Raw genomic sequence first — 22198 nt, 5'->3', positions numbered from 1 at the left:
GAATGGAGGATCAGCGGCCAGCCTGCGCCGGCCCACTCGGCCGCGGCGGCGACAGCACATCTTCCGCCGAAATGCTCCGCGCCTCCGAGGGCAGCATGATCGGGATGCCGTCGCGCACGGGATAGGCGAGCTTGGCGATCCGCGAGATCAGCTCGCCGCGTTCCGGGTCCCAGGCCAGCGGCCCCTTGGTCAGCGGGCAGGCGAGCAGCTCCAGCAGCTTTGGATCGACATTGGCCGTCTTGCTGTCACGTCCGTCCGCAGCCATCGGATCCCCTTTCAGCCACCGGCTCAGCCTTTACTGCAAACTCGAACCAAAATCCTCATTCTCGCGCGCCAGCGCCATTTCGGTGATGGCGATCAGCGTTTCCGCGCGTGCCCTAAGGTCCGGCGCCTCCAGCAGCGCCTGTTTCTCGGCCGGCCCGTAGGGCGCCATCATCGACAGCGCGTTGACCAGCATGGCGTTTTCAGCGCGGCTGACGCTTTCCCAGTCGGCCTCGAGCTCATTGGCCTGCAGATAGGCGCGAAACGCTTTCAAGAGCGCCGGACGGTCGACCTCGCTCGCCGCTTGGTCTTCTCTAAGATCAGTAAGGAACGGCGCCAGCTTGCATTGCCGGAACGGCGTCTTCACCGCCAGCTCATGCGTGATGCGGAACCGGCACACACCCTGCAGCGAGATCAGGTAGCGGCCGTCGCCACTCTCGGCCATCGAGATGATACGTCCGGCGCAGCCGACATTGCACAGTTCCGGCTCGCCGTCGGCGCGCAGCGCGCCATTGAGGCTGGGCTGGATGATGCCGATCAGCCGCGACCCGGCGATTGCCTCATCCACCATCTGCAGATAGCGCAACTCGAAAATGTTGAGCGGCATGCGGCCGCCCGGCAAAAGCAGCGCGCCGGCAAGCGGAAACAACGGGATGGTCGACGGCAGATCCTTGCCGACCCGGTAATGTGCGTTTCCGACCTGCACCTTCACTCCTCCGATGGCTTCGGACGCCACCTCTATCGGCCTAATCTGGCGCGACGGCGGCCGACCGCAAGGCCCTAGAACCGTTCCGCCGGTTATTTCGCCGGCGAACGGCTATTCGTTGATGCATGATCTCTGGACAAAACGTTTCCCGTTTTGTCCGAGAAAACCGGTTCCCACTTTTCGCTGGCGCGGTCCTTCGGTTCGGGATCATGCACTAGGAAAACAACAGCGACGACAATTTGCGCCGTGCCGCCAGCGTCGCCTCTTCGGTCATCCCCCACGCCTCGAACAGCTTCAACAACTGCGCCCTGGCGCCGTCCTCGTTCCAGGTGCGGTCCGCCTTGATGATGGCCAGCAGATTGTCGGCCGCCGCATGGCGATCGCCGCGCGCATTCTGGACCATGGCGAGATCGAAACGCGCCTGATGGTCGCCGGGATTGGCGGCCAGGCGCTGCTCGAACTCGGCCGGATTGCCAAGCGCTGCCGCTTCCGCCGCCAGCGTCATCTTGGCGCGCAGTGCGGCAAGTGCGGGCGCATCTTTCTTGGCCTCCGGTGCTGTTGCCAGCAGCGCCTCGGCGCCTTGCGCGTCGCCGGCCTCGAACAAAAGCTCGCCCAGCCCGGCGATCGCCTCGATCGTCTCCGGCGCCTGCGCCAGTATGGCGTCATAGATATCGGCGGCGGTCTGTGCATCGCCCGCCGCATGCGCTTCGGCTGCCGCGGCCAGCGCTTCGGCGACCGGCGGCGCGCCATTGCCCTTGCCGCCGACCTTGGTGATGAATTCGCCGATCTGGCTCTCGGGGATGGCGCCCATGAAGCCGTCGACCGGCTGGCCGTCCTTGAAGGCGATGACCGCCGGGATCGACTGGATGCCGAGCTGGCCGGCGATCGAGGGATGGTCGTCGATGTTCATCTTGACCAGTTTGACCTTGCCGCCGGCGGCCTTGACCGCCTTTTCCAGCTGCGGCGTGAGTTGCTTGCAGGGCCCGCACCACGGCGCCCAGAAATCGACCAGCACCGGCTGTTTGCGCGATTCCTGGATGACGTCGGCCGCGAAGGCAGCCGTCGTCGTGTCCTTGATCAGGTCGCCACCAGCAGGGACGGCGCCGGCTGCGGCCTTGGCCGGCTCGGCGCCGCCATATTGCACGGACGTGGTGTACTGGCCGGAATTGCCGCCGAATTGGCCGCCAAACGGATTGTTGTTGTCGCTCATGTCGTCGCCCTTCCGGTCGCGCCCCTCGCCAGCGGAGCAGGCGCGACATCCATGCTAGAGGTCAGTTTTCGCCATCCATGTGGCGATCAAGCCGAGACTTTCAAGATAGCAGCATCGTGTCCGGTTGCCTCGACGAATCTGATGAGGTCGGCGGATGCGATCGAGGTCGTCGCCTCATTGGTCAGCGGATGTGCATTGATGACGTCATGCGCCATCAAATCCTGGTCGAGCACCACCTTGACCCGTCTTTCGGTGTCGTTGATCAGGCCGAACACGGTGACGGCGCCCGGAATGACGCCGAGCAGCTCCATCAGCATCTCTGGTCTGCCGAAGGAGACACGGCTGGCGGCGCCGATGATCGTGTGGATCTGCTTCAGGTCGACAGCCGCATCCTCGCCGACGCTGACCAGGAAGAAATTGTCCTTCTTGTCCTTGAGGAACAGGTTTTTCGTGTGGCCGCCCGAAATCTCGCCGCGCAGCGACTGCGAATCGGCGACCGTGTAGAGCGGCGGATGGCGCACGGTCGACACCGCTATGCCGAGGTCGGCAAGAAAGGCGAAAAGCTCGGCTTCGGTCTTCGGCATCGGTGGTCTTCCCTTATCTTGGCGCGGGGCAAAGCCGTTTACGGCCAATGATGCCGCCGAGACAAGACCGTCATGCGGGAAGTCAGCCACCAGCGTGGCCGACGAGGTTCGGCCAGGCAATTTGCCGCGACCAAAAAGCCCGTCATTTCCCTGTTGCAATCGCCGCGCTCTTCAGCCATATAGGCCCGGCTTGCGGCCCAAGGCCGTGTGAGCGGGTGTAGCTCAGGGGTAGAGCACAACCTTGCCAAGGTTGGGGTCGAGCGTTCGAATCGCTTCACCCGCTCCAAATCTTCTTTAGATTTGAAAAGCAAAAAGGGCCCGGGAAACCGGGCCTTTTTGCTGTCTGGCGCCGGGGAGCGCCAAGGGGGAGTTGCCTCGGCTCGCCACCTAGCGGGGCTGAACTCCGCATTTTGAGGAGCCCGCGCCGGCGACCTCCCGGGGCGATGCTCCGAGAGGAGCTGCACTGCGAAACATAACGTCAGCGGCAGCGGGTTAGCAGCATCATGCCGAAAAGGAATTGACAGGCACGCTCCAGCCTCTTGTCAGCGTCAGGCTCGCTTGGATCATTCAATATGTCACTAAGTACCTGCACATACGGCTTGAGATAATTGACCGTTAGCGGCCGCTCTGGCGGAAATCCGATATTAAACTTTGAGTTGCCCCCATTTGGCTTTTTCTGATCCTCGGTGACCTCGATCTTACAATTTCCGTCTGCAATTTCCTCAGAACCGCCGAGTTGCAGCTCGTGATAAACTTTTAATTTTGTGCCTGCCCCGTCGTATCCGGCGTGGCCGGTCAGCAGGCCAGGCCTCTCCGCCTTGTGGTTGTTTGCTCTGAAATAGTCATAATTGCCGGCGTTCAGGATGAGGTTTTTCGTGACATTCACATACCCGTCCGCGCTCGGAATTTCAGCGTTGAAGTTGTTGTCCTTAAAGATTTTAAGCTTAGCCATTTTCCTCCCTCCATTTAGCCAATCGGATTCGGATGTCCCGCCATAGCAATCAGGTCGGGCATAGAGAAATATCTCAAATTCGCGGATGGCAGCTCTGGTCGCCACGCCGGCTGAGAAAGAATTGAGTTTGCGCTTGATTCAATCGCGGCGTGAACTGTTTCCATCACGATGCGACTTCCCAGCGGACCCAGGTGGCACCCACCGCCGAAATGCTCTGCCTCTCTCAGGATGTAATACCAAAGGGGCGTTCGAGTTAGCAGCTTGGGGTGGTCGGCGAAGGCCTGCCGGATCGATGGGTCGTCCGTCGGAATTTGTTCCGGCAAAAGGTAGGCCAGGGGCGGCTGCTGCTTTGAAACCAATGCAGCGTTGGTCAATGAGACAGCATGTTGCGCAGTGGCGAGGCCCAGTTCATGGCCCGTTTTCATGGTCTCCTCAGCCAGTCCGAACACGTCCCCCGGAGCCGGGTTGCAGCACAATTCGTCGAACAGGCAGCTGGGCAAGCTTGCCAATGCAGGGGAGAGGCTGAGATCGATCTTGTTTGCCTTGATCGGTTCGACCGCCAGCGCATCATACGCGGTGCCAGAAAAGTCCAGCAACAGAAACCAGTTCGTGACCCAGTTTCTTAGCAGGCGGTGAGCTGATGAGTTCAATTTGTCGCCGGAATTTGCGTAGCTGGATTCCATAAATTCGGACAGTCGCGCCAACCCCTCGATCCGGTTCCACGGTCGGTATGCATCCCTGATCATGCTGTGGCCAAAACGTGCGACCGCTGCTCCAAATTCGATAGGAAGCCAATCTGGATTTTGAGACGACGCTCCGGCCTTAACGATGCAGCGGCCGTGTTGCATTACACTGCGAAAAGCGGATCGATCTACGATGCGGGGTAGATAGTCGTGCAAGACCGCAGATTGAAAATGCTGCAGCCAAATGCGACGAACGTTCTGCCACCACACTTTGTCGTAAGAACCCTTCTTGGCGGGGTCGTAGCCTTCTCGTTTCGCAACGGCATTGAAGAACTTTAACAAGGCCACGTGACACTGCGCCAACGGCAAGAAATCATCGTTGCGGTTGTCCATTATCAGCGGCTTGCCTTCCTCGGGCAGTCCGAAATCGACACGAGGCAGGTCTTCAGCCATGACCACGCTGCCTGACGTACAGCCTATCGGCAACGGTCCGGAGTCATGACAGCCGGCCCCCGGCATAACGGATGCGTCAATCGGGAGCACGCTGTCGAGGTCGAGAGCGGGTGTTCTATCGTTGGCGGGGTCCTTACCCGGTCCCATAAAACTGATGTCGTGGAAAATAAACTGGCCGAAATATGTGTACCCTGCCGGGATATCGCTATCATCCGACGAGGCATAGGGCTTGTGGGCAAGTGCCTCTCCAAGCGCCACCAGATCCTTTATGGACGGAAGCGTCTTGCCTTGATGCCGTCCGAAGATGTGCTTGTAGGCGGGCGTATTGGCTGCGCGGACCAACGCCAGGAATTCTTCGTGGCCAACGTCCTTTGGCGTCTTGCGACGCTCAAATAGCAAGATACGGTCGTTGGCGCTGACGAGATAAGCTTTTTGAGCATGGCGGGCCATAGTATTCCCCCCTGGCCGTATTTTAGTATGAGCTTATCAAACGATCGGCACAAGTCAGCAGTTTCTAATTTGTCTCATCGGGCTCAAAAGCCTGCGAGTATTGGAACGGAGTCGATGACGGCGTAGCGCTGGCTGATGGATCAAGAGAGCTTTTGCGTGTGCACATCTACCTGGCATAGCCGTGCCAGCTCGCGCCGATCCTCGTCCCGCTTGATCGGGAAGGCGCCTAGAAACCAGTCCAGGATGTCCTTCAGCGTCGGCGCTGCAGGCCCTGCCCAGGCTGCAGCAATGGACGTGTGCAACTGCATCAGCGCCGCACGAGCTTCATCCGTCCTGCCCAACTTGCGCAGGGCGGCAGTTTTCCAACCGGCGGTGTCGACGATTGCGTTCTTGGACCGATCGGCCGCCGCGATTGCGCCTTCGAAATCTCCGGCAAAATAGCGGATTACCGCGATGTGCGACCACTGATAGTCCAAAAACATGGTTGTCAGATCCATCGCGCGCTCCAGCAGACGCGACGCAGAATCGACGCGGCCCATGAACGCCATGCCCAACGCAGCCGACACCAGTGTCTTGGGACTGTTGGGGTTGAGTTCGGCGGCCAGTTCGTAGTGCACTTCCGACTGTTCGAAGTGTCGGGTCATGGCTGTCGACCAGGCGACGACCAAATGATTGCGTGCATCCAGGGGATCGAGCGCCACGGCGCGTTGAGCCAGCTCGGCAGCCCTCTCCGTTATGGCAGGATCGGCAGCAATCCCCGGCCGGATGAATTGTCGCGAATTATGGATGCTGGCCAAACTGGCGTAGGCAGGAGCGAAGTTCGGGTCGGCAGCGATCGCGCCTTCGAACAGCCGTTGCGCCTCGTCTTCGGCATCTGGCGTCCAGCGAGTGAGCAAGTCCTCGCCGCGCAACCAGGCATCATAGGTATTGAGATTATCCGGGAGGCCCCTGACCTGACGCGACAGCCTGTCATGCGACAGGTAAACCTCTAAGGTGGAAGCAATCTTTCCGACCAGCTGCCTCTGCAAAGCGAGCCAGTTTCCAAGCGAAAATCGAAACGAATCGCTCCAAATGACCTGGTTCGTGTTGGCATCGCTTACCGAGACGATCAACTGCATGTCGTCCTGGTTGTCCACGCATTGGGCCGCCAGCAGATAGTCCGTGTCGGGACTTTCGATTGCAGCATCTTTCAACTCGATGACTGTGAACTCCCGGAACTTGGACAGATTGGCGATCAGTTCGGAGCGGAATCCCCAGACCAGAAGAGAGATTTTCTTTGTTCGAGCCTCAAATTTTGCGACCGCAAGCGTTGGCGCCGGCCCGCTCGGCCGGGGTGGTTTCTTTCTGTTGAACAACAACGGCTCCGGACCCTTGAGGGCCTCGGCCAAAGCCGTCGTTTCCGTGCTCGGCAGCAACTGATAACGTTCGCGCAGAAGATCGCGCAGATTTTCGTAGACGCGCATTGCGGCGGCGACATTCTGCAGTTCCGCATGGTGGCGGATGAGACAGCGCGCAGCGCGCTCATGGCTGGGCTCGAGCACCAAGAGGGCATTTGCCGCCCTGCGCATTGCAGGCTCGGATATCTCGAAGCGTTCCAGCATGGCCTCCAGGGCTTCCAATGCGTGGTCACGCCAGTTGTGCCTGGTGACGCTCAGCCACGCGCTGAACAGGTCGCTGGTGTCTTCCAGGCCAAACAGGATCGCGTCGGACCAATCCGATCGTCGAAGCAGCAGGTCGTCGATCTTGCCCTCTCCAAGATCCTTCAACATGCGAACGACATCGACGGTTATGCGCGAAGGGCTCAACCCGATAAGGTTTCCGCGCCTGAGAATGCCTGCCGCCGAGTTGCCCGCAATCGATCTTTCGGCGGTCTGCAGGCAGTTCGCCATCGCACGCCGGGCGGCTACCGGGCTTCGTTCTGGCCAGATCAGGGTCGCCACCCGGTCGTGCACCTCCTGAAAATTACTGGACAGTGCGAGATATCCGATCAGGGCCTGCGCTTTCAGGGAACGCAATGCGATTGCTTCGCCATCTTCCCTGTAAAGGCCAAGTCCATCGATGACCGAAATCAGTCGCTGATGGCCGTTGTCCGGGACATCGGCGAGGTTGGAGGCAACCACGTTGTAGAGCGTCAGCGGCTCAGGCATGTTCTTTAGGGCGGGCCGACCGGCGAACCGAAAACGCCATCGCCCGGTGTTGCGGGCCGCCCAATAGACGTCCTGGGTCACACACACACCGCCTGACTCGGCCATAGCCTGCACCCGGGAAGCCACATTTATCGCATGGCCGAACACGTCGCCGTCACGGCGATGAACCTCTCCAATATGCAATCCGATCCGGAATCGACTGTAAAACGCTCGCCTGTCCAGGAGGTCAGCCAGGCTGTCCTGCATGAAAATGGCGTAGTCGATGGCGTTCGATACACCGTCGAACAGTATCAGGACCCCGTCGCCTGTCGTCTTGATGAACTCGGCGCCGAATTCCTCGCAATGGGTCTGGAAGAGCTGGAAACATTGCGAAACGAGATCCAGTGTTCCAAGTTCGTCGGCCGCGGTTAGCCGGCTATACTGGGCCAGGTCCGCAAACAGGATTGACTTGAGGGTCGCTCGCTCCGATCTCGCTTCCATAGTCGCCGCCGATGCCCCATCGATTATGGTATTGTGCTCCCCAATGCAGGCTTAGTCGACGGCACAATGAACTGATGGCAAATGCTTTCATGAACGGCTTTAGCAAACTCGCCAGGGTCGGCGAATTGTTCGACGTAATTGACCTGCCCGTGATGGATGTTCCGGCTCATTTCGCCATCGCAATCCCCAGGGATGCTCTGTTGCAGATGCCGGCAGCGCCGCGCGCAGCAAGGCCCGAAACGGGGAGGCTGGCGAGCGGCCGAGGATTGACCATCGACGATTGCCGGGCGAGTTGCCTTGGCGAGGCAGCCGAACTTTTCAGTTGCTGCGCGTGGGGTGACGAGCCGTTGATCACCGCGACGGTCGGCGAGATCGGATCGGCGGCAATCTCTCCTGAAAGCCTGAACGGCTTCAGTCCCGATCAACTCGCCGCCCGCGCTGCGTGGAACAAGGAAAACACCGGCTTCGATTGGCGGCCGCCGATCAGGGATGAATCCGCCCCGCTGAGCTGGCTGCGGGTTGAAGACGCATTTGGAGGGGATGGCGCGTTCATACCAGCAGACTTTGCTTTCATAGGACGCAAAGAGGCTGGCGAGGAGGGCGCGGTCGCCATCGGCGATAGCAACGGGTGCGCTGCAGGACCGAGTGCGGATGCAGCGAAACTGGCGGCCATCTTGGAGCTGGTCGAGAGGGATGCGACGGGTCGGTGGTGGTATGGAAGAAGGCAGCGCCGGACAATCGATCCGTCCTGTCTCTCGGGCATCGACCCGCTTGTCGACTGGGTGTGGGCTCGCGAGCGTCGAACCCGGCTCTTCGACATTACCTCGGACATCGACGTCCCGGTGATTGCCGCTGCTTCTGCCGAACAGGACGGCAGCGACGTCTCGGTAGGCTTTGCCGCGGGCAAAAGCTTGCAGTCTGCCGCGACAGCCGCCTTGACCGAGATGCTTCAAATGGAGATTTCGCTCGGGGCTTCACGAGCGCTTGGCGACAAAGCTGGCACGTGGTCGCGATGGCGAGAGAAAGCCTCGATGAAGACGCGGCCGCTGGATATGGCGCTGATCCAACACGTCGCGCCAAATCTATCTCATCGCGCGGTTGAACGTGACCTGCCGGGCGTGCTCGACGCCTTGGCGCGGAGAGGAACCGATTTGTGGTTTGCCGACATGACCCGCGCGGAAATCGGCATTCCCGTGTTTCGCGCCGTATCTACCCGGCTCTGTCATTACAAACCACGGTTCGGACGCGCACGACTCCTTGCGCCCGACGCCCGCGATCTAAGCTTCGACCCCAGTTCGCCCGCGGACCAGCCGCTGCTTTTGGTTTAGTCTCGGCAGCATATCGGGGGCCTCCACGTCGCCCTGTTTTGGGCGGCGTCATGGCATTCAGGTCCTTGTTTCGTCAGTTGCTTCTTGCTGGTCGTAGCCATTTGCTCCCCCGTGCGTTCGGGTTTAAGGAGTGAATCGTCCACCGGGTTTCCGAGGGAAGCCGCAAGCGCGGTTTTCCCGGGAAAAGCGCGTAGCGCTTTCCCTTCGGAATTGCGTAAAAACAAAAAGATAGAACCAGACGCGGGTAAGACGGCGTGGCGCATAATCCCTCCAGTTCGGCGAACGGCGGCACCGCTGACGAAGCACGCGCGTGGCTCGCGCTGCAGAACGCCTCGTCGGATTGCGGCTCAGGCTTGCGCTCGATCGACCCGCAGCCCCTGCGCGCGCTCCCGGCAGGACGCAAGTGGGCGGATGAGACCGCCAGGGTGATCGTCGACGGCCTTATGGCGGGAAGCCTGTCGGCGCCGGCGCAATTGGCTGCCGGATGGGACAGGTTCGGCGCCGCCATTACCCGGTTGATCGTCGAGCTGGGCAAGATCTGGGACAATCCCGGCGCGGCTCGCCGCATCCAGTATCAGCTGGAGCAAATGCTTCTCGACGCCGACGATCTTGCCGCGCCGCGCATTCTGGCGCGAACGCTTGGAATTCGCGTCGACGCCCGCAATCCGGCCGCAACCGAACTGCCTGAGGGCGTCGATCAGATCTACGCCCATCTGATGATCGATGGCCAGGTCGAAGCCGTGGCACAGTTCGGCGTGCTCGGGACTGTGACGAGGGATCATTGGATTGAATTGATCCAGACTATCGTTCCCGCCGGGCGGCTTGGCGCTGCAGCCGAGGCATCGTTGCCCATGGCGGAAGGCCGGTCCGATCCGGACAGTCACTTCGGCAAACTCGCGCAATTGGCGGCGGAAGCGCAGGAACTGGTTCGCTCGAGCGCCGAACCTGCACCACCTCCTTCAGCGCCGCGCCGGGCACGGACCGCGGACAGGAATGATCGCACCGCGTTCTGGAACAGCTATTTCGCGACCGAGGACCCCTGGAACTACACTTCGCTCTATGAGCAGGAAAAATACCTGCGGCAGCTCGAGATCCTGCCTGCCGGTCCCATCGGCCGGGCGCTTGAGCTGGCCTGTGCGGAGGGCCATTTCACGCGGCAGCTGGCGCCGCGCGTGGGCCATCTGACCGCAACCGACATCTCCGCAATAGCCATCGAGCGGGCCCGTGCGCGATGCAGCGATCAGCCGAACATCACGTTCGGCGTCCTCGATTTCGCTGCCGACTCGCTGCCGGGCGGGATGGATCTGATCTTCTGTTCGGAGGTGCTCTACTATCTCGACGATCTCGCCGAGTTGCGGCGCATCGCCAAGAAATTCGCTGCGGCGTTGGCGCCTGGCGGCAGTTTCATCAGCGCACACGCATTCGTGCTGCGTGACAATGTCGAAAAGACGGGCTTCGACTGGAACACATTCGGTGCCCAGGCGATCTGCGAGACGCTGGCAGCGACCGAAGGCCTCGTGCTCGAGCAATCGATCCAGACCGAGCTCTACCGCATAGACCGCTTCCGCCGCCTGTCGCCGGACGAAGTGGCGACGGAACCGGTGATCGATCACGTGCCGATCCGCGCGCCCATCGACATCGGGGTGGCGCGAAATATCGTCTGGGGCGGGGCGCGGGCCTTGCGCCGCGATGTCGCGCGCAGCGAGCGGCGCCAGCGTATCCCTGTCCTCATGTATCACGGCGTCGCCGATGAAGGTCCGGCCGCGCTCGCCCGGTTTCGACTGACGCCCGCCGCATTCGCCAGCCAGATGGCATGGCTGCGCGCCAATGGCTTTCACGCGATCGGATCCGAGCAGCTGGAAGGGTTCATCGCCAACCGTCAGCCTTTCGCTGGCCGGCCGGTGTTCATCACGTTCGACGACGGCTTCCAGAACTTCGCCGACCATGCCTGGCCGATCTTGCGCGCCAACGACCTGACCGCGGAAGTGTTCCTGGTGACGGACCTGGTGGGGGAAACGGCGCGATGGGACGCCTACAACGGTCCGCCGGCACCGCTTATGGACGCCGGGACGGTGCGACGCCTCGCCACCGAAGGCGCGTTCTTCGGCAGCCATATGGCGACGCATCGCGCCATCGATGGTCTGTCGAGCGCTGACCTGGCCGCCGAACTCTTGCGCTCTCGCATGTTCATCGAACGGTGGACCGGTCGGCCAACCGCCGCGTTCGCGGCACCCTTTTCGGTCACCGACCGACGGCTCGGCCGGCTGGCAAGGGAGTGCGGCTATCGAGTGGGGTTCGGTCGCAAACACGGTCCGGCGGACCTCGATAGCGATCTCATCGACCTTCCGCGCATCGAGATTCGCGGCGACCGCACGCTCGATGACTTTGTTGCCACTGTCGAGGCCGTGCTCGATGAAGGCTGAACGTGTCAGTTCATTATTGGGCGACTTGCGACACGGCTGACATCAGCTCCTTCGGGTTTGGCGCGCCAAACATGTATCGCCCACCCTCTGGAACCTCGGTGAAGCTCCAGCGGACGATCCCCTGCCGGTCCAGCAGGAACTGACCGACGAGTTGTCCGTGTCCCGTTGCCATCATCTGCTCGTCGGCTTCGGTCAGTTCGTAAGGGTCCTTCTTGTCGAGAATTGCGGCGGCTGCCATAGGATCCATAGGACCGGGCAATTCGCCAGGTATGTCGACCCGCAGATCCTGTGCCGCTGCCATCGCGACCTTGTATGGCCAGTTCGTCTCGTTCTCGGTGAATTCGAGATTGGGCAGCCCAAAAGCACGATGTGAAGCGCGTTCCGGGTCCGAGGCCGCAAGCAGGTTCGGCATCGGATGGTAGCGGAAATAGAGGCGCGCCCGTTCGATCGGCGTGTTGACCACGGTCAGGCTCTCCACGCCCCTTTCGCGCAGCTCCGGATCGAGCCGCGCCTGGGCGGCGATGTGGCGCCGGCAAAATGCACAATGCAGACCTCGAAACAGGCCGACCAGCACCGGCTTTTGGCCGCGAAAGTCGTCAAGCGCGATCTTGCCTTCCTGGGTAATGGCGTCGAGGATTACGTTCGGCGCACGGTCGCCCGGCTGAAGCGGCAACAAGTCAACACGCGCGGACATTTCAACCTCCCACCCCGGCTAGTCGAGAAACGGCAGCACCACAAGCCCTTCCGGGTCGAGCCCGTGCTGGGCGCATATGCCCTGCGCCAGGGAAAAGTAGCGTTCGGCCTCGGCCAGATTGTCGAGGTCGAGATTAAGCGTTGCGAGGCCATCATAGCACGGAAACAGCAGTTGCGGCTCGCCCGTTTCGCGGGCTACGTCCAGCGCTTCGTGGAACAGGCCGACCGCCAGTTCCGGACGGCCGTTGCACTGGTGGATCTGGCCAAGCACGATCAACGGCACCGCCAGGTGCTCGCGCTGGTCGAGCGCCCGGTCGATCTCGATGGCCTTCTCGGCGGCAGGCACGCCCTCCGTTGGACACCGATCCGTGAAGGTACAACAAGCCACCGCCAGATTGGCAAGCAGGCGCGCCTGGAAACCCAAATCGCCAATACGGCGCGCCACTTCAAGACCGCGCCGGCAAACCTGCATCGCCCGGGCCGGATCGATGGTCGTGTAAAGCACGCCGAGATTGGCGTAGCCGCGGCAGGCCGCGCCCAGCAGGCCGGCGGCTTCGGCCAGTTCAATGCTGCGCTCAACCTCCCGCACGGCTTCATGGTTTCGGCCAAGGCGAGCCAGTGCAACGGCCTTGGTATTGAGTGCCTCGGAGGTCACAACAGTGGCATCCTCGGAGACAGCTGTCAGAGTGCGCAGGCAATCCAGCGCCGCGTCCGCCCATTGTGCCGCGCGTGCATGATCTCCGCTGCGGAACGCCTGTCGGCCACGCTCCTGCCACAGATGCGCCTGCTCGATCGGGGCATCCGCTCCATCGAGGAGCGCTGCCGCTTCAACATAGCGGGATTCTGCGTCGTCCCGCTTGCCCACGTCCCAGAGCAGCCGGCCGATCTTGCGCAAAACGCGCGCCGAGGCGACACGATCGGCTGACTGGCGGTAGGCCTGCAACACCGTCTCGTAGTGGCGGTGCGCGATCTCGCGGCGGCCTGCCGAGCCGCTCAAATCGGCAATGTGCTCCGCAATTGCCAGTTTGAGCGGTGTTTGCCCGATCGCGCCCAACGCAGCCAGTGCCCGCTCGTAGAAACGAAGGGCGTCGTCATTGGCGTATATCATGCGCGCGCGATCACCCGCCGCCTGCAGATAATGCGCACCCTTCTCCCGCTCGGCGCTCTGCGCGAAATGATGGCCGAGCACGGCCAAATCCTCGAACCGTTCCGGCCTGTCGCCGCACAGCTTCTCCAGGGCAGCACCGACCCGGCCGTGGATGTCGGTCCGGCGTTGCAGGAGCAGGTTCTGGTAGATCACGTCCTGCAGCAATGTTTGCGTAAAGCGGTAGCTTTGCGACGAGACCGAGCCCGATCCGGCAACTTCCTCGATGATTTCAGCATCGCAAAGCAGCTCGCAGCCAGCGTCCAGCCGGCCGGGGTCGGCCGTCACGGTCTTCAGCAGCGTGGCATCGAAGCGCGGGCCGATGACCGCGGCTTCCTGGGCCAGCCGGCGCACCTCTTGCGGCAGGCGGTCGACGCGAGCGAGCAGCATGGCCTGGATCGTGGCGGGGATGCCGGTTGCGCCTTCGCCTGCCACGGTCCGCCATTGCTGGCCCTCGCGCACCAGCACACCGCGATCGATAAGGCCGCGAACGATCTCCTCGATAAAAAGCGGGTTGCCGCCCGCGCGCTCGAGGATCTGGTCGAGAAGCCCTCCCGCGGCGTTTACCCAGCTCTCGCCGAAAAGCGCCGCCACCAGGCTGCGTCCGTCATCGCTGTTGAGCGGCGAAAGCCGAAGCGCCGTGTGGCTGACCCGACTTGAGTCGAGCTGGTCGTTGTCCGGCGCCGGACGATGCGTGACCAGCAGCATCAGCCGCGTGCGCTCCAGCCTGTCCATGACGAAACGCAGTGCTTCGAGCGACACGGCGTCGGCCCAGTGCAGGTCTTCCACGACAATCAGCAGCGGCGACAATGCAAGCCGCCGTTCGATGATTGTGCGGACTGCGTAGAGAATTTGCCGCCGCAGCTGCTCGGGCTCGACATGCTGCAAGGTGGCATCGGGGTCGCCAAGGCCAAGCACATGGTAGAGCAAAGGCATCAGCCGCTTCGCCTCCTCGCCCTGCAGGCCGAGACCGGCAAGCAAGGCTGCGAGCTTGCCCCGCATTTCGTCGCCATTGTCGCTTTGCATCATCCCGGCGGCGCTGCGAACCACTGCGCCCAGAGCGCCGAATGATTGTTCGCCCAGTGGTGAGCACGTGGCCTGCCGCACCGCGACATTGCGAAAACGATCGTCATCGCCGACACGGGCGACGAACTCCTTCACCAGCCGCGATTTGCCGATACCGGCTTCGCCGACGAGGCGGACAAGCTGGGCCGAGCCGCCGCACGCCTGGTCAAGGCTCGCCAGCATTCTGCCTAACTCCACATCCCGGCCTATTATCGGCGCATTGAGGCCGAGCGCCTCGAGCCCACGTGCTGCCCGCGGCGCGGCAAGCGGTGCATCCAGTCGATGGACGAGCACGCTGCCGGCCTTGCCGCGAAGCACGACATCGCCCAGCGAGTCGTAAGAGAAGGCATGCCGGGTCAGCCTGTGCGTGAGCTCGCCCACCAGCACCTCACCCGGGGCGGCCAGCGATTGCAGGCGTTGCGCCGTGTTCACCGTGTCGCCGGTCACCGAATAGGATTTGGCGGTGCCGATGCCCAATCCGCCGGTAACGACCGGACCCGTGTTTATGCCGATATGGAGCAACAGAGGCGAACCGGAATGGGCGGTGCTTTCACCGAGCCGCGCCGTCCGGGCGATCATGTCGAGCGCGGCGCGAAGCGCACGTTCCGGATCGTCCTCATGCGCGACCGGCGCACCGAACAAGGCGAGCAGCGCATCGCCGATGAATTTGTCGACGAAACCACCAAAGTTTCGCACGGCCGCCGTCAATTCCTTGAACAGCTCGTTTTGCAGCGCTTGCATGACCTCGGGGTCGAGCTGCTCGCTGAGTGTCGTAAAGCCGCAGAGGTCGGCGAACAGCACCGTTACCGTCCGTCGATCGGCGTCGGAGACGGGAAGCGGCCCGTCTTCGCTTTCGATGTTCGGCGACGGAGCTGGAGGAGGCGGCATAATGGTCCGGCTTGGTGCCGGATCAGGCAGTTCGGCGGCCTTTGCGGACGCACCGACGCTTGCCCCGCATTTCGGACAGAACTTGAAATCAGGTGCGCAGGCGTAGCCGCAGCTGGCGCATGGCACGGGCTGGCGCCGGCCACACTTCGGACAGAAGGCGAAACCGCCCTCGATCTCGAAACCGCAGCCCGAGCAGTCCATGGACACCTCACTTGGGCTGTGATGGCGCGATCTCGCTACGCTCTTCACGGCCACGACATGCACAAGGATGAACCGATAGCCGTCAACCGGCAAGCGGCGGCGAAAATGGGCGTCCGTGCGGGTTCGGCGGCCGAGCGCCGCCAATACGGGCGGTTAGCCGTCGTTTGCAAAAAATCCCTCCTCCCTTTGTCTTCCTGCTATCTTGGAGATGAGGAGCGGAGCCATGAGCGAGAACCGTAAGCTGGCCGCAATCCTGGCTGCAGACGTGGTCGGATACAGCCGGCTCGCGAGTGCGGACGAAGACCGTACCTTGGCGAGGTTGCGGGCACTGCGCAGCGACCTGATCGATCCGACCATCGCAGTGCACAACGGGCGGGTAATCAAGCGCACCGGCGATGGGGCGCTGGTTGAGTTTCGCAGTGTGGTCGATGCCGTGCGCTGCGCCGTTGAGGTTCAGAACGGCATGGCTGAGCGCAATGCGGGCGTGCCGCAGGACCGCCGCATCGAGTTCAGGATCGGCATCCATCTGGGCGATGTGGTCGAAGAAAGCGACGGCGACCTGATGGGCGACGGCGTCAACATCGCCTCGCGTCTGGAGGGCGTCGCGGCGCCCGGCGCCATCTGCCTGTCGGAGGACGCTTATCGCCAGGTCAAGGCGAGGCTCGACCTCTCGGTCAGCGATCTCGGCAGCACACAGCTCAAGAACATCGCCGAGCCGATCCGGGTCTATTCGCTGCAAGTCGGCAGCGCCGGGACCAAGGCGGCAGCGACGCCGGAAACCGCAGCCAGCCGGCCGGCCGCGGCAACGCCGCCGAAGCTGTCGATCGCCGTGCTGCCGTTCGCCAACATGAGTGGTGACGCCGAACAGGACTACTTCGCCGACGGCATCTCCGAAGACATCATCACGGCGCTGTCCAAACTGTCGCAGCTCTTCGTCATCGCACGCAATTCGTCGTTCACCTTCAAGGGCCAGAACGTCCATGTGCAGGACGTCGGCGCGAAGCTCGGCGTGCGCTATGTGCTTGAAGGCAGCGTGCGCAAGTCGGGCAACAGGGTGCGAATCACCGCGCAGCTCATCGATGCAAGCTCGGGCGGCCATCTGTGGGCCGAGCGGTTCGATCGTGACCTGACCGACATATTCGCCGTGCAGGACGACGTGACGCAGCAGATCGTCGGTGCGCTGGCGCTCAACCTGACTGATGGCGCCCGTCTGCGGCTGACGCCGGAGCCCCCGCGCAGCACAGAGGCGTATGACTGTTTCCTGCGCGGCCGGGAGCTGTGGCATCGGCTGACGAAGGAGACGAACACCGCGGCCCGCGACCTCTTGCAGCGTGCCATTGAGCTGGACCCGAACTTTGCCTCTGCCTACGCCTTCCTTGCCCTCACGCACGGCATCGACTACCTCAACAGGTGGGGTGCCTCACCGCCGGGATCGATGGCGCAGGCCGAAGAAGCCGCAACGCGAGCGGTAGCGCTGGATGACAACGATCCCTGGGCGCACTGGGCGCTGGCGATAGCCAAGCTGTACACACGACGGCACGATGAGGCCGTTGGCGAAGTCGAGCGCGCGCTGGTCCTCAATCCGAACTTCGCCGAAGCGCATGTCTGCCGCGGCGAGGTGCTGTATTATTCGGGCAGACCTGAGGAGGCCCTTGAGAGCTTCGCCCGGGGAAAGACCTTGAACCCGTACTTTCCGGATGTGGTTCTGCACTTCCAGGCTTTGGCGTTGTTTCAACTGGGACGGTACGACGAGGCCGTTGACCTCTTGCTGCAACGGCTGGCTCGCAACGCTACCACCGACGTTTCGCGTGCGCTGCTGGCCGCCAGCTACGGCCAACTGGACCGTTTGGAGGAGGCCCGCGCGGCATGGCAGGAGGTACTTCGCGTCAATCCCGATTTTTCGCTGGAATACCGTCGCAAAGTCTTGCCTTACAAGAACCCTGCCGATTTCGAACTCTTGGTCGACGGCCTCCGCAAGGCCGGTGTGGTGCAATGATCGGCTAGAGCAATTCCAGGAAAAGTGTGAGCGGTTTTCCCGGGAAAAGCGCGTAGCGCTTTCCCTTGGGAATTGCGTCAAAAAAAGAGATCGCCTGCTCAGAGGCCAAAGGCCCGGCCGATCTTGCGCCATCGGGCGTTTTCGCGAACCAGTTTCAGGTCCTCGGTCGTCTCGGCAAATGTCCGCAACCGGTATTGCCGCAGCAGTTCCGGGAAGAGCGCCCCTTCCGGCAGGCCGGCAAGCTGCTCGCGGACCGAGATCTGTTCATCGATGACCCGCATGCCCCAGGCGTTTTCCCGAACCGCAAGCTCAGCAGCCAGATCGCGCTCCTCCGGAGCATTTTCATCCAGCGCATTGAGCAGGATCTGATGGAAAAGCGCGACATAGCCAATCTGTCTCAGGCCACCCACGACCCGCACCCGCGGCAATATGGCGAGCACAAGGAACATCAGGAACAAGTTCGGCAAAAGCACGCCGTCCAGCAGCGCCTGCCTGAGATGCTGCCGCTCGAACGGGATGGAAAGACCGTGCGGCCGATCAGGCTCGATCAGCTGCCCGTTCTCAAGGACGAGCTTGCGCGCGCGCTGTTCGCGGATGCCCCAGAAATAGGCCGTGGCATTGGGCAGGAATTTGCCGAATAGGCCTGATGCGGCCTCGTGCAGGGCATGGTCGAGACGCTGGCGCCTTGCGGGCTCCAAGAGCAGCCTGGAAAGCAGGCTGCCGTCATCGTCCAGATGCCGCGCCATGGCGGCAGCGGCGAGCCGATCGTCGATGAAGACCGGCCGGGCCGTACCCGAACGATCCCAATCGGCGACCAGATCCTCGTTGAGTTCCGTCAGCGCATCGGCGGCGGTTGCAAACACCTTGTCCTGGCTGGCGAGCAGTGTACCCAGCCAGCTTCTGGCATCCGTCTCATCGCCCACCGCTTGAAGCGCTTGGCTGTTGAGGGAGACGGGACCGGCCGCGCAGACGCTTTTGCGGCACAGTTTGTGGCGCCCCATGCCAAACAAATTGACCTTGTCGTCGCCGACATCGAGCCATCCCGGCCCCTCCTGGCCGACGGTTTCCATGGTCATCGTCGTTCCCATGAAGCCGACGAAGGCCGACAGCCCGTTTTCGACGGCGCCGAGCCAGGCAAGCAGGAGGGCATCAAAGGTGATCCGGTCCATCAGCAGCAGGCAGTGCAGGCCGGACTGGATCACCGATCTGTGCTCGAATTCGTCGAGCGCCTTGCCGATCTCTTCGGGCTGCATGATTGCGCCAAGGCGCTGCTGCAGGACGTCGCGCAGGATCGAGCGGGCAGCGATCGCCGGCCCCGATGCAGGCCTTGCCACCGGCCGCCACAGATGGCGGGCATAGGCGGAAACCGGTGCATTCCAGTTCTGCTCGATGTCCCGCACGACTTCCGGGCAGAGCAGCGACAGCACGGCCAGAGTTTCCGCCGGAGGCGCAGAGGCTGGGGCAAAGACGGCTGTCATCAGAAACGCAGCCGCGCCATGCTCAGGAGGTCGTGGTACTGCCCGTCGGTAAAACCGGCCTTCACGTGCCGGCCTTCAACCTCGAAGCCGTGGCTGGTGTAGAGGCGAATGGCCGGTTCGTTGTCGGCATAAACGGTCAATTCGACCCGCTTCAGCGCGCGCCAATTGTCGGCCACGTCAAGCAGTGCACCAAGTATCGCAGAGCCGATCCCCTTGCCGACAAAGCCATCGTCAAGGCCGATGTTGATCTCGCCTATATGCGAACGGCGCGGCGAACCCTGCACGACCAGGCTGCCATGGCCGACGACCTTGCCGTCCAGCTCGGCAACGATCCAGGTGGTTTCCGGGCCGGATTTGGCGATGCGCCGCTCCACCTGCTCCACCATCTCGAACGGCATCCTGAGCGTGCCCCAGCGAAAGCCCGGCATGTTGAAGATAGCGCAAAGCGCCTCGGCATCGCTTGGCCGGACGGCGCGGAGCTGCGGCTGGATTTTCTCTAGGGAGGTCGTGCTGGTCATGGCGTCTCTGGCGAATGCAATCGGCCCGGCACGATGCACCGGACGTCACCTGAAAATCCAGCCGTCTTTGCAGCCTAGGATGCCGATTGCGCGCTGAAATGGCGGGAGGCGGCGGTGAGTTTGAAGGCACCGCTGATGCCGATCCAGCCGAAAAGGGCGAGCCAGCACAATGTCTTCGTCGCCGCCCAGTCGATCTTGTGCACTTGGGCGTCGGTGATCACGAGGCCAAGTATGGCAAGCAGGCCAACCAGGAACTGCGCCAGGCCGAGCACCAGCAGCTCCTCGCGCGGCGCGCTCTTCCAGACGAGATAGGTGCCGCCTGCGCCGGCGAGGAAGATGGCGCTGTAGACCTGGGCGTGGAAGGGATCGACCGGCCACGGCCAAGTGCTGCTGACCACCAGGGGGAACAGCAACATGCCGACTCCATAGAGCCCGAGGATCGCCGTTTCCGCCGCCATGTAGCCGCGCCATGCGGGGTTCAGGGTCACACCTCTTGCGGAAGGACGGCCCCTGGCGCGCCACAGGAACAGCCCGGATACCGCGGCCGAGGCAAGATAGACCAGGAACCAGAGCCAGGCCGCTTTGCGCCCGAAGTTGAAATAGCCGAGATTGATCAACGAGACCGCCGACACGACGACGGTGAAGATGAAGGCCATGACGAGCACCAGCCGGCCAGGCGACCAGCGATTCCAGAACAAGAGCGCCGCCATCACCGCCATTTCGGCGGTGTAGAAGCCGCCGAGGAAGCGGGCACTGAACGGCGTGACAGGCCACGGCCAGCGCGGCTTGACCAGTGCCGGCGCGAAAAACAGGCCGGCGCCTACGATCAGGACGATGATAACCCCTGCGGAGAAAAGGCGCAGAGCCGCCGGAAATGGCGGGTTGTCGGATGTCGGCATGGGAGAACGCCCCAAAGATGAATGCCCAATGTACCATCATAGGGCCGCTTGCGGCCGCTGAAAATCGGTGGACGGAAACTGGACTGTCACCAGTCTCCTCTATTCGAATGGCCGTACGGCCCTTTTCGACGTAAAATGGCGGACTCGGGCCAAGGAACGGTCCGGTCAACCCGCCTCGGGTGGCGCATTTTCCGGAGCCTGCACGATGAACGAAGCTCAGGATCTGTTTTCGCTTCTGCGGCAATCGACCGATGTCGATCCGCGGGCAATCGACGCGATCCGGCAAACCATCGCCGAGGGCAAGGACCGCGAACTTTGCCGCATCAACGCGCTGGCCTTCGCCAGCAAGCATGGCCTCGATGAGGAGCGCGCCATCAGCGCCTTTCTCCATGCGGCGCGGTTGGGCATCTTCGACATTTCCTGGAATGTCCTGTGTCCCGGCTGTGGCGGCGTGCTCGACACCAACGCCACGCTGAAAACCATGCAGAGGGACGAATACACCTGCGCGCTGTGCTCCCAGGACTATTCGCCGACCCTCGACGAGATGGTCGAGGTGACATTCACCATCAGCCCCCGCATACGCAGGATTGCCGCCCACAATCCACACGAACTGCCGTTGGTGGAATATTACCGGCAGATCTACTGGGGGTCCGGCGCCGATCTTCCGGAAGACGATCTGGCCAAACAGATAGAATCGTTCTCGCTGGAGGATCTCGAGCTTGCGCCCGGTGAAAAGGCGGTTCTGCACATACAGCTTCCGTCCCAATTCATCATCGTCTTCGAGGCGGTCACCCATTCGGCGCAGTTCATCGACGTGAAGGGGGAGCCGGTGACAGAGCGACGAAGCCTGTCTCTGGTCTTCGACCGCGACCATGTTCAGAACCAGACGCTGGAGATGCAACCGGGCCCGTTGCGCATTTCGCTGGAAAACAGGACCGACACCCGCGTGCTTCCGGCGGTCTTCATCGCCGGCCATGCATTGCATGATTTCCTGGGCAAGCGCCGGCCCTTCCTGACCGCCAAGCGCCTGCTCACCAACCAGACGTTCCGCGATCTCTATCGAACCGACACACTCGACATCAACCAGCGCCTCAAGATCACCAGCCTGACCTTCCTGTTCACCGATTTGCGCGGATCGACCGAGCTTTACGAGCGGGTGGGCGATCTTTCAGCCTTCGATCTCGTGCGCGAACACTTCCAGGTGCTGCACGAGATCGTCGCGGCCGAAGCAGGCGCGGTGGTGAAGACGATCGGCGATGCGGTGATGGCGACCTTCGCGACGCCAGATCGGGCGATTGCCGCGGCCCTCAGGATGCGCGATGCCATGCGTGCGCTCAATGACAAGAGTGGGCGCGAAGACCTTCTGCTCAAGATCGGCGTCCATGCCGGGCCCTGCATCGCCGTGTCCATGAACGAGCGGCAGGACTATTTCGGCCAGACGGTAAACATTGCGTCACGGGTCCAGAATCTTGCCAAGGCACAAGCGATCTTCGCCACGCGTGCGGTGGTCGAAGACAATCTCACCGCCGACCTGTTGCACAGGAACGCGCTGACGCCGGTGCCTCATGAGGTCTCGCTGCGCGGCATCGAGCGGGAGATAGCGGTGTATACGATCCCTTGAAGACTGGTCCCTAAAGAC

The 22198-nt window shown here is 62.3% G+C and carries 16 protein-coding genes and 1 tRNA gene; 5 read left to right on the top strand and 12 right to left on the bottom strand.

Going from position 1 to position 22198, the window contains the following annotated elements; all coding sequences use genetic code 11:
* Positions 1-10 precede the first annotated feature (10 nt).
* The 4 genes from AC1DYJ_RS04930 to AC1DYJ_RS04915 form a co-directional block, all read right to left on the bottom strand.
* Positions 11-265 (bottom strand): Trm112 family protein, encoded by a 255-nt coding sequence (locus tag AC1DYJ_RS04930; RefSeq protein ID WP_477287954.1) that lies wholly within the window; start codon positions 263-265, stop codon positions 11-13.
* 30 nt (positions 266-295) lie between these two features.
* A complete protein-coding gene (locus tag AC1DYJ_RS04925; protein ID WP_477287952.1) occupies positions 296-967 on the bottom strand; it encodes an LON peptidase substrate-binding domain-containing protein in 672 nt (223 codons plus the stop codon).
* 214 nt (positions 968-1181) lie between these two features.
* On the bottom strand, positions 1182-2177 hold the full coding sequence (trxA, locus tag AC1DYJ_RS04920) for a thioredoxin (RefSeq protein WP_477287950.1): 996 nt from the start codon (positions 2175-2177) through the stop codon (positions 1182-1184).
* Between the two features lie 86 nt (positions 2178-2263).
* Positions 2264-2761: a prolyl-tRNA synthetase associated domain-containing protein gene (locus AC1DYJ_RS04915; RefSeq protein WP_477287948.1), complete on the bottom strand. Its 498-nt coding sequence runs from the start codon at positions 2759-2761 to the stop codon at positions 2264-2266.
* A gap of 211 nt (positions 2762-2972) precedes the next feature.
* Here AC1DYJ_RS04915 and AC1DYJ_RS04910 point away from each other — a divergent pair.
* Positions 2973-3047, top strand: a tRNA-Gly gene (locus AC1DYJ_RS04910).
* Positions 3048-3239: 192 nt separating this feature from the next.
* Here AC1DYJ_RS04910 and AC1DYJ_RS04905 read toward each other — a convergent pair.
* The 3 genes from AC1DYJ_RS04905 to AC1DYJ_RS04895 form a co-directional block, all read right to left on the bottom strand.
* Complete coding sequence (locus AC1DYJ_RS04905) at positions 3240-3713, bottom strand: hypothetical protein (RefSeq protein ID WP_477287946.1); 474 nt, start codon at positions 3711-3713, stop codon at positions 3240-3242.
* Between the two features lie 14 nt (positions 3714-3727).
* Positions 3728-5299: a peroxidase family protein gene (locus AC1DYJ_RS04900; RefSeq protein WP_477287944.1), complete on the bottom strand. Its 1572-nt coding sequence runs from the start codon at positions 5297-5299 to the stop codon at positions 3728-3730.
* Between the two features lie 140 nt (positions 5300-5439).
* Positions 5440-7926, bottom strand: a complete 2487-nt coding sequence (locus AC1DYJ_RS04895; protein WP_477425973.1) for an adenylate/guanylate cyclase domain-containing protein — start codon at positions 7924-7926, stop codon at positions 5440-5442.
* A gap of 74 nt (positions 7927-8000) precedes the next feature.
* Here AC1DYJ_RS04895 and AC1DYJ_RS04890 point away from each other — a divergent pair, with 74 nt between their 5' ends.
* Both AC1DYJ_RS04890 and AC1DYJ_RS04885 read left to right on the top strand, forming a co-directional pair.
* A complete protein-coding gene (locus AC1DYJ_RS04890) occupies positions 8001-9254 on the top strand; it encodes a YcaO-like family protein (protein WP_477287940.1) in 1254 nt (417 codons plus the stop codon).
* Between the two features lie 254 nt (positions 9255-9508).
* On the top strand, positions 9509-11677 hold the full coding sequence (locus AC1DYJ_RS04885; protein WP_477287938.1) for an SAM-dependent methyltransferase: 2169 nt from the start codon (positions 9509-9511) through the stop codon (positions 11675-11677).
* A 13-nt stretch (positions 11678-11690) separates the two neighbouring features.
* Here the strand turns inward: AC1DYJ_RS04885 and AC1DYJ_RS04880 are convergent, their stop codons facing one another.
* Together AC1DYJ_RS04880 and AC1DYJ_RS04875 are read right to left on the bottom strand one after the other, a co-directional pair.
* Entirely contained in the window at positions 11691-12371 is a 681-nt protein-coding gene (locus AC1DYJ_RS04880; RefSeq protein ID WP_477287936.1) for a redoxin domain-containing protein, read from the bottom strand.
* A gap of 18 nt (positions 12372-12389) precedes the next feature.
* Positions 12390-15668, bottom strand: coding sequence for an adenylate/guanylate cyclase domain-containing protein (locus AC1DYJ_RS04875; protein ID WP_477287979.1), 3279 nt, complete (start codon positions 15666-15668; stop codon positions 12390-12392).
* Positions 15669-15891: 223 nt separating this feature from the next.
* Between AC1DYJ_RS04875 and AC1DYJ_RS04870 the strand changes: the two genes are divergently transcribed.
* Positions 15892-17664, top strand: a complete 1773-nt coding sequence (locus AC1DYJ_RS04870) for an adenylate/guanylate cyclase domain-containing protein (RefSeq protein WP_477287934.1) — start codon at positions 15892-15894, stop codon at positions 17662-17664.
* 98 nt (positions 17665-17762) lie between these two features.
* Here AC1DYJ_RS04870 and AC1DYJ_RS04865 read toward each other — a convergent pair whose 3' ends face one another.
* The 3 genes from AC1DYJ_RS04865 to AC1DYJ_RS04855 all read right to left on the bottom strand — a co-directional run bounded on the left by AC1DYJ_RS04865 (position 17763) and on the right by AC1DYJ_RS04855 (position 20559).
* A complete protein-coding gene (locus AC1DYJ_RS04865; RefSeq protein WP_477287932.1) occupies positions 17763-19091 on the bottom strand; it encodes a hypothetical protein in 1329 nt (442 codons plus the stop codon).
* A 50-nt stretch (positions 19092-19141) separates the two neighbouring features.
* The gene (locus AC1DYJ_RS04860; RefSeq protein ID WP_477287931.1) at positions 19142-19660 is read right to left on the bottom strand and encodes a GNAT family N-acetyltransferase; all 519 of its coding nucleotides are present in this window, start codon (positions 19658-19660) and stop codon (positions 19142-19144) included.
* A 74-nt stretch (positions 19661-19734) separates the two neighbouring features.
* Positions 19735-20559: a hypothetical protein gene (locus AC1DYJ_RS04855; RefSeq protein ID WP_477287930.1), complete on the bottom strand. Its 825-nt coding sequence runs from the start codon at positions 20557-20559 to the stop codon at positions 19735-19737.
* Positions 20560-20764: 205 nt separating this feature from the next.
* Between AC1DYJ_RS04855 and AC1DYJ_RS04850 the strand changes: the two genes are divergently transcribed.
* Complete coding sequence (locus AC1DYJ_RS04850; protein ID WP_477287928.1) at positions 20765-22180, top strand: DUF5939 domain-containing protein; 1416 nt, start codon at positions 20765-20767, stop codon at positions 22178-22180.
* Positions 22181-22198: the final 18 nt, after the last annotated feature.

This window comes from Mesorhizobium sp. P2_B11, from assembly GCF_056404855.1.
The sequence above is the reverse complement of the archived record's forward strand: the minus strand, read 5'-3'. Positions and strand labels throughout refer to the sequence as shown.